This is a genomic window from Candidatus Nitrosacidococcus tergens (assembly GCF_902810445.1).
GTDB classification, from domain to species: domain Bacteria; phylum Pseudomonadota; class Gammaproteobacteria; order Nitrosococcales; family Nitrosococcaceae; genus Nitrosacidococcus; species Nitrosacidococcus tergens.
Map to the genome: position 1 here is coordinate 1,375,074 of NZ_LR778175.1, position 15,696 is coordinate 1,390,769.

At 36.5% G+C, this 15,696-nt stretch carries 10 protein-coding genes and 1 tRNA gene; 2 read left to right on the forward strand and 9 right to left on the reverse strand.

Going from position 1 to position 15,696, the window contains the following annotated elements; translation table 11 throughout:
- Window positions 1-151: 151 nt before the first annotated feature.
- Window positions 152-2,938, forward strand: coding sequence for an XrtA/PEP-CTERM system TPR-repeat protein PrsT (prsT, locus tag NSCAC_RS06620; RefSeq protein WP_197744036.1), 2,787 nt, complete (start codon window positions 152-154; stop codon window positions 2,936-2,938).
- Window positions 2,939-2,965: 27 nt separating this feature from the next.
- On the opposite strand, the gene NSCAC_RS06625 is transcribed toward prsT, so the two are convergent.
- The 7 genes from NSCAC_RS06625 to ubiK form a co-directional block, all read right to left on the reverse strand.
- Window positions 2,966-4,363, reverse strand: a complete 1,398-nt coding sequence (locus NSCAC_RS06625; protein WP_197744037.1) for a TIGR03013 family XrtA/PEP-CTERM system glycosyltransferase — start codon at window positions 4,361-4,363, stop codon at window positions 2,966-2,968.
- 65 nt (window positions 4,364-4,428) lie between these two features.
- Window positions 4,429-5,382: a glutathione S-transferase family protein gene (locus NSCAC_RS06630; protein ID WP_197744038.1), complete on the reverse strand. Its 954-nt coding sequence runs from the start codon at window positions 5,380-5,382 to the stop codon at window positions 4,429-4,431.
- Between the two features lie 110 nt (window positions 5,383-5,492).
- Window positions 5,493-5,569: transfer RNA gene (locus NSCAC_RS06635), tRNA-Arg, on the reverse strand.
- Between the two features lie 62 nt (window positions 5,570-5,631).
- Window positions 5,632-7,482 (reverse strand): dihydroxy-acid dehydratase, encoded by a 1,851-nt coding sequence (gene ilvD / locus NSCAC_RS06640; RefSeq protein WP_197744039.1) that lies wholly within the window; start codon window positions 7,480-7,482, stop codon window positions 5,632-5,634.
- Window positions 7,483-7,531: 49 nt separating this feature from the next.
- Window positions 7,532-9,535 (reverse strand): DNA helicase Rep, encoded by a 2,004-nt coding sequence (gene rep / locus NSCAC_RS06645; RefSeq protein WP_197744040.1) that lies wholly within the window; start codon window positions 9,533-9,535, stop codon window positions 7,532-7,534.
- Window positions 9,522-11,039, reverse strand: coding sequence for a YifB family Mg chelatase-like AAA ATPase (locus NSCAC_RS06650; protein ID WP_197744041.1), 1,518 nt, complete (start codon window positions 11,037-11,039; stop codon window positions 9,522-9,524). The genes rep and NSCAC_RS06650 overlap by 14 nt, the downstream gene beginning before the upstream one ends.
- A gap of 42 nt (window positions 11,040-11,081) precedes the next feature.
- Entirely contained in the window at window positions 11,082-11,366 is a 285-nt protein-coding gene (gene ubiK / locus NSCAC_RS06655) for a ubiquinone biosynthesis accessory factor UbiK (protein ID WP_197744042.1), read from the reverse strand.
- Between the two features lie 311 nt (window positions 11,367-11,677).
- On the opposite strand from ubiK, the gene NSCAC_RS06660 reads away from it, so the two are divergent.
- Window positions 11,678-12,754, forward strand: a complete 1,077-nt coding sequence (locus NSCAC_RS06660; RefSeq protein ID WP_197744043.1) for a porin — start codon at window positions 11,678-11,680, stop codon at window positions 12,752-12,754.
- Between the two features lie 85 nt (window positions 12,755-12,839).
- On the opposite strand, the gene NSCAC_RS06665 is transcribed toward NSCAC_RS06660, so the two are convergent.
- Together NSCAC_RS06665 and NSCAC_RS06670 are read right to left on the reverse strand one after the other, a co-directional pair.
- Window positions 12,840-14,042, reverse strand: coding sequence for a hypothetical protein (locus NSCAC_RS06665; protein WP_197744044.1), 1,203 nt, complete (start codon window positions 14,040-14,042; stop codon window positions 12,840-12,842).
- A gap of 40 nt (window positions 14,043-14,082) precedes the next feature.
- Window positions 14,083-15,549 carry a RimK family protein gene (locus NSCAC_RS06670; protein ID WP_197744045.1) on the reverse strand — a complete coding sequence of 489 codons (1,467 nt, stop codon included), beginning with the start codon at window positions 15,547-15,549 and terminating at the stop codon, window positions 14,083-14,085.
- Between the last annotated feature and the right edge of the window lie 147 nt (window positions 15,550-15,696).

The window sequence follows — 15,696 nt, forward strand, 5'->3', positions numbered from 1 at the left end:
ATTAGCATTCTAATATTATTTTTAAAAAATATTGAGATATATGTACTTATTTTTAATAAGAATTTAGAGTATTCTCTAAAATAGAAAGAATTTCATAAGCCATAGGATAACTTTTTAATTAAATTAACTTTATATATAAACTAAAATAGTTATGGTTACATTTCGTATTAATAGGAAATTAAATGCTGTTCTATTACTATCGCTTTTCTTAATAAGCTGTAGTAAAGACTTTACTCCTGAAGAATATATTGCTCGTGCTAAGGAGTATCAAGAAAAACAAGACATAAGTTCAGCAATTATAGAGCTAAAAAATGCATTACAAAAATCTCCAGATAACGCTGAGGCACGTCTCTTGCTTGGAAAAGCTTATATACAAACGAGTAATGGAGCAGCTAGTGAGAAGGAGCTAGAAAAAGCAATTAAATTTGGATTGCCTTCACAGGATGGAGTTATTCCTCTGACTCGTGCTCTATTTTTGCAAGGTAAGTTTCAGGAAGCGATAGATAGTATTGCCAAATATCCAGACTTACCTAAAAATATTGAAGAGGAGTTATTACCTCTACAAGGAGAGGCTTACTTAGGGTTAAATAATTTAGAAGAAGCAAAGAGATATTATAATGCTGCACTTAAAATTAATCCTAATAATCGAGATGCTAATCTTGGGAAAGCTAAAATAGAAGCTGCTCAAGGTGAGTTTGATAGTGCACGTAATGGAATAAATAAAGTCTTAGAAAATTCCCCTGAATTTGCTCCCGCATGGAATTTATTAGGAAACCTAGAAAGGTATCAAGGAAATGCAGAAGCTGCTGAACAAGCTTATGGAAAAGCTATTGAATTCAGGAAAAACAATGAGGATGATCGTTTAAATAGAGCACTCGTACGTATTTTTCTTAAAAACTATGAAGGTGCAGCACAAGATCTTGACATATTAAAAAAGAAAAACCCTAATCATCCTACTGTTAATTATGGTTATGGCTTATTAAATTTTGAACAAAAAAAATACCCTGATGCTGAGGAGGATTTTCAAAAAGTACTTAATGTTCAAGAATACACTCCTGCTCTTTTTTATTTAGGATTAACCCAATATAGGTTAGGTAAAATAGAACAGGCAGAAAAAAACTTAGCTCAGTTTGTAGCTCAATCACCAGATAATAGCACTGGTGCAAAACTATTAGGAGAGATACGCCTTAGTAAAGGTGATTACAATGGTGCTAAATCAATACTGAGCAAAGTACTCACTAAAACACCTAATGATTCACAGGCACTTGCTTTAATGGGAGATGTTGCTTTAAAGCAAGGTAACCCAAAAGAAAGTGCAGAGTATTTCCGTAGAGTAACCGTTGAAAACCCGGAATCAGCTCTTGCTTATTCAAAGCTAGGGTTAAGCTTAGATTTATTAGGAAAGCATAATGAAGGTACTGCAGCACTAGAGAAAGCAAGGGATTTAAATAACCAAACACCTCAAGCAGATCTGTTAGTGATTCTAAGTTATTTACGTGCTCATGAGTTTGATAAAGCTATAGAAAATGCACAGTTAATGCGCCAAAAATATCCAGAAAACCCTACGCCATTCACCCTAATGGGAGGAGCATATCTTGGAAAAGGAGATAACGACAAAGCAAAAGCCTCTTTTGAAGAAGCACTAAAAATTGCCCCTGGAGATCCTAATGCGTCGCATCAATTAGCAAGCCTGGCGATTTTAAAGAATAATCTTGAAGAGGCAACTACTCTTTATAAGAAAGTGCTTAAAGAATATCCTAATGACTTACAAACTATGCTCAGGCTTGCAGATCTGGAACAGAAAAAAGGACAGGTTAAAAAAACTAAGAAGCTTATTGAGCAAGCTATAGAAACTAACCCTAAGGCACTAGCACCTCGAATGATTTTGGCTGATTATTATATTAAAGCAAAACAGCCAAAACAAGCTCTAGAAACCCTTGCTGATGTACAGGTAGATAATTCTGAAAATCCTGCACTAGTTGCACTGACTGGAAAAGCACAGCTTGCAGCAGGACAAACTGGTACCGCATTGGATTTATTTAAAAAATTAGTTCGATTACAACCTGAATCAGCGGCAGCACACTATGAGCTTGCTAAAGCATATAACCAAATGGGGCAAGCTACTGAAGTTAAAAAATCTCTTAAAAATACGCTAGATTTAGACCCTCACTACCTAGCTGCTCAGTTACAGATGGCCTATATTGCAATGAGCGAAGAGAAAATGGATAAAGCTAATGAATACCTACAAAGTGCGGAAAAAGACTATCCTGATAATCGAGAAGTCATCAATTTAAGGGCAGGCTTTGCTATCAAAGAAAATCAGCCTGAAAAAGCAATAGAAATTTATCAGCAAGCACAAAATCGCTTTCCTGATAGCAACTATTGGCCAATACAGCTTTCCCAACTTTATTGGCGAACTAATCAACAGCAAAAAAGCCTAACTACTCTAGAGGCATGGCTAAAAAAACATCCTGATGATTTCAGTGCAAGACTTATATTAGCTAATAATTACCTTATCTCTGGTAAAAATGATCAAGCTAGAACATCGTTTACTAAACTCCATGATCAAGCACCAGAAGATATCATTGTACTTAACAATTTAGCTTGGCTAATGCGAGATGAGAATCCAAAGAGAGCACTTGGCTATGCACAACAGGCCTTAACTTTAGATCCAGAAAATCCTGAAGTTATGGATACTCTTGGTACACTACTGTTAAAACAAGGTGAGCCAGCAAAAGCCTTAAAGTTACTGGAAAAAGCAGCAGAAAAACTACCTAAGAATCAGACAATTCAATTTCATAAGGTTCAAGCACTTATACAGAGTAAACGTACTGATACTATGGGTGCTAAAAAGCTACTGCGGGATTTACTTTCTTCTGATGATTCGTTTTTAGAGCGCGATGAAGCAGAATCTCTATTAGAGAAATTAGGAAGTTAATTACTTAACGGGGGTTTACAAATTTTATTAGCGAACCCCCTTTCCTGTGACTACTACTTCAGCTGTTTGAAGTAGAATCATAAGATCAAAGAAAAACCCATAATTCTTTACATAATAAAGATCATATTCAAGCTTCTTAAGAGCATCCTCTTCTGTACTTCCATAGGGGTAACTAATTTGAGCCCATCCTGCTAACCCTGGTTTAATTCGATGTCGCTGATTATAATAGGGGATTTTTTTAGCAAGAGTTTCAACAAATTCTGGGCGCTCTGGGCGTGGACCTACAAAACTCATTTTTCCTTGAATAATATTAAAAATTTGAGGTAGCTCATCAATTCGAGTACGCCGTAACCACCAGCCAATAGGGGTAATTCTCGAGTCGTTACTTGCAGCCCAACGTGCTTTTCCATCTGATTCTGCGTTTTGATACATCGTACGAAATTTCCAAATTCGGAAAATTTTATTTCCCTCTCCTACACGATTTTGATAGTACAAAATAGGGCGACCGCTTTCTAAAAGAATAGCAATAGTTGCAAAAATTAAAAGAGGGGCACAAAGGATAACTAGAATAATACTTATAGCAATATCGAATGTACGCTTACCTATTTGGCGTAAAAAATAGCCTTTAAATCCTGTAGCGAGTAATAGCCAACGAGGATCCATAATATCAATTTTAATTTTACTCGTTGTTCGTTCAAAAAAATCAAGTATATCTATAACCTCAATGCCTAATAGACGACAACTCAGTAGTGCATCAAAAGGTAAATCATCTCTGCATTCATTAGTTGCAATAATAATTTCATCTACATTTTTTTGTATTACATATTTTTGCAAATTAGAGATATTAATCTCTACTAGATTCTCATTTGCAACTAAAATAGGCTCATCAGACATTGGAATATAACCGATAATATGAATACCAAGCTGCTTAAAATTATCATGCATATTCTCTAGAGTTTTAGCCCTTTTACCTGCCCCAAAAATGAGTAATTTTCGCTGCAAGGACTCTAAACTAAGAAGGTAAGAAAAAGTAAATCTAATTGATAGTAGAGCAAAAAAGGTCGTGATAATATCAGCAGTAAAAATACGCTTACCCAGATAAAGATCTGGAATAAAATAAAAAACAATCCCCAGCCCTAAAGTAGCTAAAAATATAGCTGCAGCAACATGATAAAGAATATCAATTCTTTCTTGGGATTGACGGCGACGATATAGCCCTGCAATTACAAGTGAAGCAGTAACAATCAATACGTAGATGCCTGCGTTTATCCATATTGCTTCTATACTCTCTTTAGGAAGATCAGACCAACCTAAAAAAATAGTATAAATTGTTAGCCAAATACTAGGTAATAAGATAGTGACTTCAAAAAATGCAAGTAATAAAAAACTTGCTCTTACATAGTGATTGAAGAATCGAATACTCATAACTAACTATAAAGATGGTTTCAGTACTAAAATTGTCGTCATTTTTATAGCTAATGGCTGTTGACCTAAAGATCTAAGATAGGACCAATAGAGATAATCCCATAAGGGTTTATCGTTGGGTGGCTTCGAAAGTAATGATTTCGGATATGATCCCAGTGAACCGTATCTGCTACGCCATGCATATGATAGATACGGTGGAGTAAGTGGCTAAGATTTGGATAATCTGCAATTCGCTTTTGATCGCATTTAAAATGGGTTACATAAACTGGATCAAAACGCAATAAACTTGTCCATAACCTTAAATCTGCCTCAGTCAGTTGATTACCTACCAGAAAACTATTTTTCTCTAATTTAGATTCTAGCTCTTCTAAGGTATCGAACAAAACAGTGACCGCTTCATCATAAGCTTCTTGACTGGTGGCAAACCCTGCTTTGTACACACCATTATTTACGTTGTCATAAACAAGGCTATTCATAGCATCGATATCTGAATGTAAATGATCTGGGTAATAATCTCCTACTGTAGCACCAATATGATCAAAGGTACTATTTAACATACGGATAATTTCACTCGATTCATTATTTACAATGATTTCTTGCTGCTTATCCCATAATATGGGCACGACTGACCGACCTGTATAACTAGAATTTGCTTTTATATAGAGCTGATAGAGCTTTTCAAATCCATACAGATTATCCCCTGTAGCTCCCTCAAAATCAGTGCGAAACTCCCAACCATTTTCTAGCATCAGTGGATGAACTACAGAAATACTAATATGCTTCTCAAGCCCCTTCCATGCACGCATAATTAAAGTACGATGAGCCCAAGGGCAGGCGTAAGATACATATAAATGATAACGATTAGATTCTGCTTTAAATCCTCCTTCTCCAGATAATCCCGGTGATCCATCAGGGGTAATCCAGTTACGAAATTGGCTCACTTCTCGCTTAAACCTCCCTCCACTATTTTTAGTATCATACCATTGATTGTGCCACTGACCATTTACAAGAAGCCCCATAGTTTATACCTCTATTGTCTTTAACATGGATTTTGAATACCTAATTATAAAGGAGAAATATAGGTGAGAAAAAAAGAGAAATATCAGGAGAAAAAGGATATTTATTTAGATGGCGCGCCCGAGGGGATTTGAACCTCTGACCTTTGGCTCCGGAGGCCAACGCTCTATCCAACTGAGCTACGGGCGCTTTACCGCTAAAAAGGAAGAATACCTGCTTTTAGAGATAACGTCTATGTTTAAGGTAGAAAATTACTTCTTAAGTTGGGTAATATCTCGTACTGCTCCTTTTGCTGCAGATGTAGTTAAGGCAGCGTAAGCTTGAAGGGCTGAAGAAATAGGACGATTTCTATTTTGAGGCTGCCAAGCTTGTACTCCTTTTTGTTCCATAGCTATTCTACGTTGGGTAAGTATTTGCTCATCTACTGCCAAATGAATTCTCCGATGGGGAATGTTGATTTCTATTACATCACCTTCTTCTACTAACCCAATTAATCCTCCTTCTGCTGCTTCAGGAGAAATATGACCAATAGAAAGTCCTGATGTACCTCCAGAAAATCTACCATCGGTAATTAAGGCACAAGCTACCCCTAACCCTTTTGCTTTTAAATAGCTAGTAGGATAAAGCATTTCTTGCATTCCAGGACCTCCTTTAGGTCCTTCATAGCGAATAATCATAATCTCTCCTGAATGAATGGAATCGCTCAAAATAGCGTCCACAGCGTCCTCTTGGCTTTCAAAGACTTGAGCTGGGCCAGAAAAAATTAAAATAGAAGGATCTACCCCAGCGGTTTTCACTACACACCCTTCTTCTGCAAGATTACCATAGAGTATGGCTAACCCCCCATCTTGACTATAAGCATGGGCAATATCACGAATACACCCTTTCTCCCGATCTAAATCAAGATTTCGCCAGCGATTACTTTGGCTAAAAGCTACTTGGGTTGCAATTCCTCCAGGTGCTGCTAAGTATCGACTTTGAATAGTCTCATCTTGAGTACGGGCAATATCCCATTGTTCAAGGGCATTTCCCAAAGTTTTGCTATGAACTGTATATACTTCCCGATTGATTAACCCAGATTGATTGAGTTCTCCAAGAATGGCCATGACTCCCCCTGCTCGATGTAAATCTTCCATGTGATATTCTGGGGTAGCTGGAGAAACCTTACATAAATGAGGAACCTTTAGAGATAAACGATCAATATCTGCCATAGAAAAATCTACCCCTGCTTCATGGGCAGCAGCAAGGAGGTGTAACACTGTATTGGTGGATCCTCCCATAGCGATATCTAAACTCATGGCATTTTCAAAAGCATCAAAGCTCGCAATCGATCTAGGTAATACCCTATGATCATCCTGCTCGTAGTAACGTTTTGCTAGCTCTACAATAATTCGCCCTGATTCTAGAAATAAGTCTTTACGATCTCCATGGGTGGCTAATAAAGAGCCATTACCTGGTAGGGATAATCCAAGTACTTCAGTCAAACAATTCATGGAATTAGCAGTAAACATTCCTGAGCAAGAACCGCAGGTAGGACAAGCCGATTGCTCATAAGCTATCACATCCTCATCACTTGCGTGAAAATCTACTGCTGCTACCATCGCATCTACTAAATCAAGACTCATATTTTTTCCATGGAGCTTAATTTTCCCCGCTTCCATCGGTCCACCAGAAACAAAGATAGTAGGAATATTGAGCCGCAGTGCTGCCATCAGCATGCCTGGAGTAATTTTGTCGCAGTTGGAAATGCACACCATGGCATCAGCACAATGAGCATTGATCATATACTCTACCGAATCAGCAATAATTTCTCGGGAAGGTAGAGAGTAGAGCATGCCACTATGACCCATAGCAATTCCATCATCCACTGCAATGGTATTAAATTCCTTAGCTACTCCTCCTTGTTTTTCAATTTCTCTCGCAACTAATTGTCCTAGATCTTTTAAATGTACATGACCAGGAACAAATTGGGTAAAAGAGTTGGCAATGGCAATAATTGGTTTTTCAAAATCCTCTTCTTTCATACCCGTAGCTCGCCATAATGCACGAGCACCTGCCATATTTCTACCATGGGTTGTTGTTCGAGATCGATAAACCGGCATTGCTCTCTCCAAAAAATAGTTTATGTTAGAAGTATTCTAATTGAAAAAATTAATTTAATAATGTACGTAAGTGAGCTAAATGAGCTTTTCCCCGCTGAATACGCTCAGCTGGATCTTTTGATGACTCTTGATCTTCCCATCTTAGATCCGCTGAAGGTAGCTCTGATAAAAATCGGCTAGGTTGACAAGTAAATGCCTCACCATATCGTTGGCGTTTTTCAGCTAAAGTAAACCACAAGTTTCGTTGCGCCCGAGTAATGCCTACATAAGCTAGGCGCCGCTCTTCTTCGATAATATCTTGCTCAATACTGTTGCGATGAGGTAAGAGCTCCTCTTCCATACCTACCATAAATACATGGGGAAACTCTAATCCTTTGGCAGCATGGAGAGTAGATAAATTTACTGTATCTTGGCTTTTTTTCTCTTGATTTCGCTCTAGAATATCTTGGAGACTGATGTGAGCTACCAAATCGCTTAAAGTTTGTCTATTGTCTCCCTGTTCATATAAACGTGCTAACCATTGAACTAAATCTTCAATATTCCCTGTTTTTTTCTCTACTGCACGAGGATCGTTACAAGTTTCATCTAACCAATGGTAATAATTAGATTCTTTAATTAAATCCTTAACTACTTCAATGGGATCACTACGCTGTCCTTGATCTCCTAATTCAATAATCCATCGAGCAAAATTGTATAGCTTCTCTACTGCCTCTTCTGGAAGCTGACTATTCAATCCTACTTCAAAACAAGCACCTAATAAGCTTTGATCTCGATGGGTTGCATATTGTGCTAGCTTTTCTAAGGTAACTGCTCCAATACCTCGTCGTGGCGTATTCACAATTCGTAGAAAAGCATGATCATCATCTCCATTGGTTAAAAGCCGTAGATAGGCCATTATATCTTTGACTTCAGTACGATCAAAAAAAGAAGTGCCTCCACTCAGAGTATAAGGAATCCCTTGAGTACGTAAGGCCTTTTCAAAGAGTCGAGATTGGTAATTACCTCGATATAAAATCGCATAGTCTTTGAATGTACAACGATGTTTAAATTGATGGTACATTAATTGAGCAATCACCTTATCTGCCTCATGGAATTCATCTTGGCAAGAGATCACTTGGATTGGATTACCTTCTCCTAAAGTACTCCAAAGTCGCTTTTCAAAAATATGTGAATTTTGGCTAATCAGCTGATTAGCTACTCGTAAAATACGAGTGGTAGATCGATAATTTTGTTCTAGTTTAATTACTGTAAGCCGAGGAAAATCTTCTTTAAGTTGGTATAAGTTCTCTGGACGAGCCCCTCGCCAAGTATAAATAGATTGATCATCATCACCTACTACAGTAAAAGCGCTTCGCACTCCTGCTAAAGCTTTAATAAGCTGATACTGTGCCTCATTAGTATCTTGATATTCATCTACGAGCAAATAGTGTAAGTAGTTTTGCCAACGATTAAGCACCTCTGTTTGAGTAGTAAATAAATATAGAGGTAATACAATAAGATCATCAAAATCCACTGCATTATAGGATCGTAGCCGTCGCTCGTAAGTTGTATATACTCGAGCAGTTAAATTTTCCTGTGGGTTGCCACCCTGATTCAATGCCTGTTCAGGTGTAATTAACGCATTCTTCCAAGCAGAAATTTGCCACTGTAGATTGTTTTTATCTCCATCATAGGTATACTCTTGCTGGCATATATCTGCAATCAGAGAAAGGCTATCTTGAGAGTCAAGTAGTGAGAAATTCTTTTTAAGATTTAGATGTTCCCACTCTCTACGTAAAATGTTTAGTCCTAAAGTATGAAAAGTGGAAACGGTTAAGCCTCGAGTTTTTTCTTTAGGTAAGAGCTGACTAATCCGATCTTTCATCTCTCTAGCCGCTTTATTAGTAAATGTAACAGCCGCAATGGATCGGGCTGAAAACCCACAAGTTTGGATAAGGTAAGCTATTTTATGGGTAATCACCTTTGTTTTACCGCTACCTGCACCAGCTAATACTAATAGAGGGTCATCAATATGTTGTACTGCCTGCTTTTGTTGAGAATTAAGCGTTTCCATAGATACGATCTAAACGCCGATAGCCAATAGCTTCTGAAAGGTGAGGAATTTCAATTGTTTTACTCGCTTCTAAATCTGCAATGGTTCGAGCTACTTTTAAAATACGATGATAGGCTCGTGCAGAAAAACCTAAGCGCTCTGAGGCTTGCTCCAATAACGAATAGCCTTGAGTGCTCAGCATACATATCTGGCTAATTTCTTTGTTATTAAGCCAACTATTGAGCTTATTTAATCGGCTATATTGCACTTTTCTTGCTTTTTTTACTCTTGCTTGAACTTGTATGCTTTGCTCTGCAGATTTTTCTGCTTCAGAATGTAATAAATTTAATGGTACTGCAGGTATCTCCATGTGAATATCAATCCGATCCAATAAGGGACCTGAAACTTTAGCTCCATACCGTTGAATCTGCTCTAAAGTACATCGGCATTTCCCTCTAGAATCTCCTAAATAACCGCAAGGACAAGGATTCATTGCTGCAATTAGCTGAAATTTTGCAGGAAATTCTATTTGCCTTGCCGCTCGAGAAATAATAATTTTTCCGGACTCTAAAGGTTCTCTGAGTACTTCTAGAACTTTCCGCTCAAATTCAGGCAATTCATCTAAGAACAATACTCCATGGTGAGCTAAAGAAATTTCCCCCGGTTTAGGCTGTCCACCACCACCTACTAATGCCACTGCAGAGGCTGTATGATGGGGTGTACGAAAAGGCCGCTGTTGCCAGCCATGATCTGGATTAAAACCTTGGCCACTAATGGATTGTACAGTCGCACTTTCTAAAGCTTCTTGTTCTGTCATTGGAGGCAAAATCCCTGGTAGACAGCTAGCTAACATAGTTTTTCCGGCCCCAGGTGGGCCAATCATTAACATATTATGACCCCCAGCAGCAGCAACCTCTAAAGATCGCTTTGCCTGATATTGACCACGCACATCACTTATATCCGTATAGTAGTTTTTACTAACTTTAGGTAGATTTGCTAGTGGAGAAAGGGGTAGCTGTTTCTGGAAATATTCACATACCTCCAATAAATTGGTAGCTGAAAATACTTTAATATCAGAAACTAATCCAATTTCTAGTAAATTGTCCTTAGCTATAATTAGAATTCGTTTAGCTCTCTTTGTTTGTAATGCAGTAGGCAATACTGCACGAACACTTCTCAACCCGCCATTTAAGGAAAGCTCACTGATAAACTCATAATCCGTTAAATTGGAAGGAGAAATTTGCCCTGAAGCAGATAAAATACCTAATGCTATGGCTAAATCAAATCGTCCCCCTTCTTTAGGAAGGTCAGCAGGTGCTAAATTAACGGTGATACGACGTGCTGGAAATTCAAAGTGGGAATTGAGTAACGCTCCTCGAACTCGCTCTCTACTCTCTTTTACCGTAGCTTCAGGTAATCCTACAATGGTAAAAGCAGGAAGTCCATTGGAAAGATGTACTTCTACCGTAACTAAGGGGGCTTCAATTCCAGATTGAGCACGACTATAGGTAACTGCTAAGGGCATCAATCCTTATAGCTACAATCTTAATAGAGGAGAGAATAGAATTTATTCTTTTTTTTCTGTAGGTACTTTAGATCCAGCACCTACTCTTAGTTTCTCTTCTAGTTCAGCTACTTGCACCTCTAGTCCTTCTAGCTTTATTCGAGTTCGAGCAAGTACTGCTTGTTGTACGTCAAATTCTTCCCTAGTAACTAAATCTAATCGTGAAAAAGCACTACTTAGTACAGCGCGAAAATTTTTTTCTATATCTTTTTGAATATCTTGCAATCCTGTAGGCACTACTTTTGAGAGTTTATGGGCAAGATCATCTAATATTTTTCCGTCAATCATAAATTCATCCTTTAAATTCTCATATCTGAAATTCAGTATAAATTAATATTTATTTGCTAAACTGAAGATTGGGTACTATATACAATAATTGATCAAGATAAAAATTTATCTTTTTACATCAGGATTTTACTATATTTTTTAAATAAAAAAAAAAGAGGTCAGATTCGATTAAAAATAAAACGCTGCAGCTAAATCGTTTACTATCTATAGCGATTGCTTCAATCACAATCCCCATAGAAGCAGTAGATTTTAAAAAAAGTGATGGGCTTTTCAGTTTCCTATCAGATAATAATGTACGTCGATCTGCTTTTATGGATCAACTTGGATTTAACGTTGATGGCTGGGTAGAAAGCGGCGTTGTAATTAATCCCTACCTACCAAAAGATGGTAATAACGGTCCACTTACTTTTAACAACCGAGCCAATGTGCCAGTACTCGATCAATTTTACTTGTTCATTGAGCGAGTTGCGGATGTGGAGGGAAATCAATGGAGTTTTGGTGGTCGTGCTGATTTCATGTTTGGGGTAGATGCTCCATTTACTCAAGAAACTGGGTTAGATATAAATATAGTAGACAATAACTTTTCAAATTTTTATAAAGTTGCTCTTCCTCAATTTTATGCAGAAATTTTTGCCCCCTATGGAAAAGGTATAGACATAAAAGTAGGTCATTTCTATACGATTATCGGTCATGAAACAGTCACTTCGCCTAATAACTTTTTTTACTCCCACGCTTATACTATGCAATATGGTGAGCCCTTTACTCATACAGGGTTTATTGCCGAATCCCCTATTACCAATAATATTACGATTAAATCAGGAGGTGTTTTAGGTTGGGATAATTTTTCTAAAGATCCACAGAATTTTAATTATCTGGGAGGAATTAGTTTTATTAGCGATGACGGGCGTAGTACTTTTGACGCTAGCGTGATTACCGGTGGTGTATCAAAAATATCAGGGAATATGCCTAACAGCGATCGGACTATGTATAGTCTTGTATTTAATTATGATATTACCGATCGTTGGCATTATACTTGGCAGCATGATTTTGGAATCCAACATAACAATACAGCAAGTGATAAAGTGGATAAATGGTATGGTATGAATCAATACTTGCTCTACAAATTTAGTGAAACTCTTGGAATAGGGATGCGTTTTGAGTGGTTCCGTGATGCAAATGGTGTGCGCGTGTTTTCTAATGGGCTTTCTGCTCCTGCAGACTATTTTGAATCTACTGTAGGAGTAAATTGGAAAGTGACAGAATGGATTACTTTTAGACCCGAAGTACGCACCGATTGGATGTACTCTAACACAGGCTATAAAGCGTTTGATGATAATACAAGAAGTAGCCGAGTTATTGTTGCTGGAGAGGTAATTATCAATTTTTAATTAATAAAATCTAGCTACTTTTTCTGCTCTATTCTCATTACATTTGTTCATAGAGCTTATCTTTAAGCACTTTATATTCAACTTCTTAGTTTCCAGCAAAATGTGCCACATGTTCTATCCCGCCTGCTTTAAGAGAAAAAAAGATAGCAATAAACACTATGACTTGATGTCGATAAAATAAAGAAATAAGAGATGCACGAAATTGGTTATCTAGCCATGCAATAAGTGCAGTTATTGTAAATAAGTTAGTTAATGCCAATGCCCACCATCTAAAAAAATCATATCCGATAGGATATAAGCATAATGGACTTAATGCAGACAAAAGTAATAACAGCTCTTTAGTCTTACCATGCTTTTTGATTTCTTCAGAAACTAAGCTAATATAAATTAAAAAGGTAGGTATTAAAATAATAAATAGCTTAATATGATTTCTTTTTACAGCATTATTATGATTTTTATCAACTGCTATTCGCTCTAATACTAAATCTGCATTGTCCTTTAATCCTCGATTATGTACTACTGCCACTGAATCTTTATACACTTCTTTATTTGCTTCACTTTCATAAATACCGTAAGTACTAATAAGCTTTGTATAGTGCTCCTCTAAAGTACTATTTTTTGCTAATCCAAAAATTGAAACAGCGTATACAGTGCATAACAATGCACCTAACAAGCATAAGAGTTGTAATATATTTTCTTTAGTGCTATCAAGATAAAAAGAAAAGATTAATACTAATGGAATGTACATAAATAAAACAGCTTCATGAATGAGGGTAGCGATAGCCATGAGTAAGTAAACAAAAATGTACTTATATGGTTTGTTAATTTTATAGATTAAAAATAGAGAAAGCAGAGCTAAAACAAAATTAATTCCATCCATATGCTGAAAATCGGCATAAAAATGTTGGATAGTACCTGAATGAGAAAAAACAAATAAAAAGAATCCAAAGAATCCAATGTGTCTCCAATAACCCTTAAAAGGAGCTATTGTTACAATAAGTAAAGCAATACAAACCCCAAAGAAGATGCCATAAGATAACTTGGTCGCTAAATCATAACTCATCTGATAGCCAAGCTGACGAATAACCTCCCCTACTAACCCTCGTTTTAAAAACTCATCTCTATAATCAAACAAAAACTGGGTGTATTCCCAAGAATATAACTCTCCTCCATAAAAACCATAAACAATGAAAAATAGAGAAACTGAAATACACAATATAGTTATCTGTACTGTAGTTACTTCTTTATTTTTTAAAAATAAAATATTTTTTTTGTTATTTAGTCTCATTTTTTAATATTTAATACTATTGGATTTAAAAAGAGATTAATTATTTTTTTTGTTCTATCCTTACCACAAAAGTTTCAATGATTTGTTCATAGAGCTTATCTTTAAGTACTCCATCCTCAACCCCAGCATCAATATTAGGGTTATCATTAATTTCAATTACTTTTACTCCGTGGGGGGTTTCCTTTAAATCCACTCCATATAACCCATCTCCAATTAAGTTTGCGGCTTTTAAACCTACCTTCATTACTTTAGAAGGTATATCTTCTATATTTAGCGTTTGATATTTTCCATGTTTAGGTCGATACGGATTATTATGATTTACGATTTGCCAATGCTTTTTAGACATAAAGTAGCGACAAGCAAATAAGGGTTTTTTATTTAATACTCCTAGTCGCCAGTCAAAATCAGTATAAACAAATTCTTGAGCAAGTAGTAAGTCTGTTTTTTTAAATAATCGTTGGGTAATTTGAGCCAGCTCTATCTTATCCGTTGCTTTAAATACACCACGAGAAAAAGATCCATCAGGGATTTTAATCACTACTGGATAAGGGATATGTTGTTCTACTTTTTCCCAATTTTTTTTATGAATCATAACCGTTTTAGGAATAGGTAAATGATGGCTTTCTAATATTTCTTTTAGATAAATTTTGTTTGTACAGCGAAGAATAGAGTCTGGATCATCAATGACCACCATTCCCTCTCTTTCTGCTTTTTTTGCAAAGCGATAGGTATGATGATCAATTTGGGTTGTTTCACGGATAAATAAAGCATCATATTCGGCAAGTCGCCCATAATCTTGTTTTTGGATAAGCTCTACATTAACTCCAAGCCGCTTTCCTACTCTAATAAATTTATTGAGTGCTATCGGATCGGAAGGAGACAATTGCTCTTTAGGATTATGTAATATAGCTAAGTCGTAGCGAGCGTGAGATCGGCTTTTAGGCTTACGCCAAGGTTGGCTGAGATATCCTTCTAGAGCAATGAAAAAATAATTGGCTTGTTCAGAGGTTAGTTTGCTAAAAGCAAAGGGTTTAATCGCAGTAATTCGCCAATGACTATGATATTGAAATTCAACTTGTAAAATTGGCGTTCGAAAGGTTTCAAAAAGTAAGCGACCAAGCTCTTTTAGTTCTTTAAATTCACAGAGACCAAAAAATAAAACTAAAGTAAATACCCTCGCCTCCTTGTTCTCTTCTCTGCGGGATAAAATCTTATCTAGCTTAGCCGTTAAATTTTCAATATCTAAGCTATAAATAGCTTTACGACTCAAATCTTGAATAGTTCGTACCATAGGAATAGATTTATGCCCTCTTGCCTCTGCAAGTAAGGAACAGTAGTAACCAAGATTTAAGTAATGGTAACTACGACATAAATTAATAATATGAAAATGACTCTTTTTGGCATATTCAGGGAGAGTAAGATAATCTTTCGCCGAGATAATAGGAAGAGAAGGATAGCTTTCTTTCCAATCGGAGAGACGATCCAGTAATAGGAGATGTTCAGCCATGCTTTATAGTTTTACTATAATAAAGCAGGCGTAAAGCCATTATAATTATAGAGATGTAGATTATTAGATAATAAAAATAAATACTTAGTCACTAGTTTCTATATTTATAAAAAATATCCTAATTTTATTTTTTAGATGGTAAGCTTT

Coding starts and splice junctions, on each gene's coding strand:
- prsT (WP_197744036.1), top strand. CDS start 152: ATGGTTACATTTCGTATTAATAGGAAATTAAATGCTGTTCTATTACTA.
- NSCAC_RS06625 (WP_197744037.1), bottom strand. CDS start 4,363: ATGAGTATTCGATTCTTCAATCACTATGTAAGAGCAAGTTTTTTATTA.
- NSCAC_RS06630 (WP_197744038.1), bottom strand. CDS start 5,382: ATGGGGCTTCTTGTAAATGGTCAGTGGCACAATCAATGGTATGATACT.
- ilvD (WP_197744039.1), bottom strand. CDS start 7,482: ATGCCGGTTTATCGATCTCGAACAACAACCCATGGTAGAAATATGGCA.
- rep (WP_197744040.1), bottom strand. CDS start 9,535: ATGGAAACGCTTAATTCTCAACAAAAGCAGGCAGTACAACATATTGAT.
- NSCAC_RS06650 (WP_197744041.1), bottom strand. CDS start 11,039: ATGCCCTTAGCAGTTACCTATAGTCGTGCTCAATCTGGAATTGAAGCC.
- ubiK (WP_197744042.1), bottom strand. CDS start 11,366: ATGATTGACGGAAAAATATTAGATGATCTTGCCCATAAACTCTCAAAA.
- NSCAC_RS06660 (WP_197744043.1), top strand. CDS start 11,678: ATGGATCAACTTGGATTTAACGTTGATGGCTGGGTAGAAAGCGGCGTT.
- NSCAC_RS06665 (WP_197744044.1), bottom strand. CDS start 14,042: ATGAGACTAAATAACAAAAAAAATATTTTATTTTTAAAAAATAAAGAA.
- NSCAC_RS06670 (WP_197744045.1), bottom strand. CDS start 15,549: ATGGCTGAACATCTCCTATTACTGGATCGTCTCTCCGATTGGAAAGAA.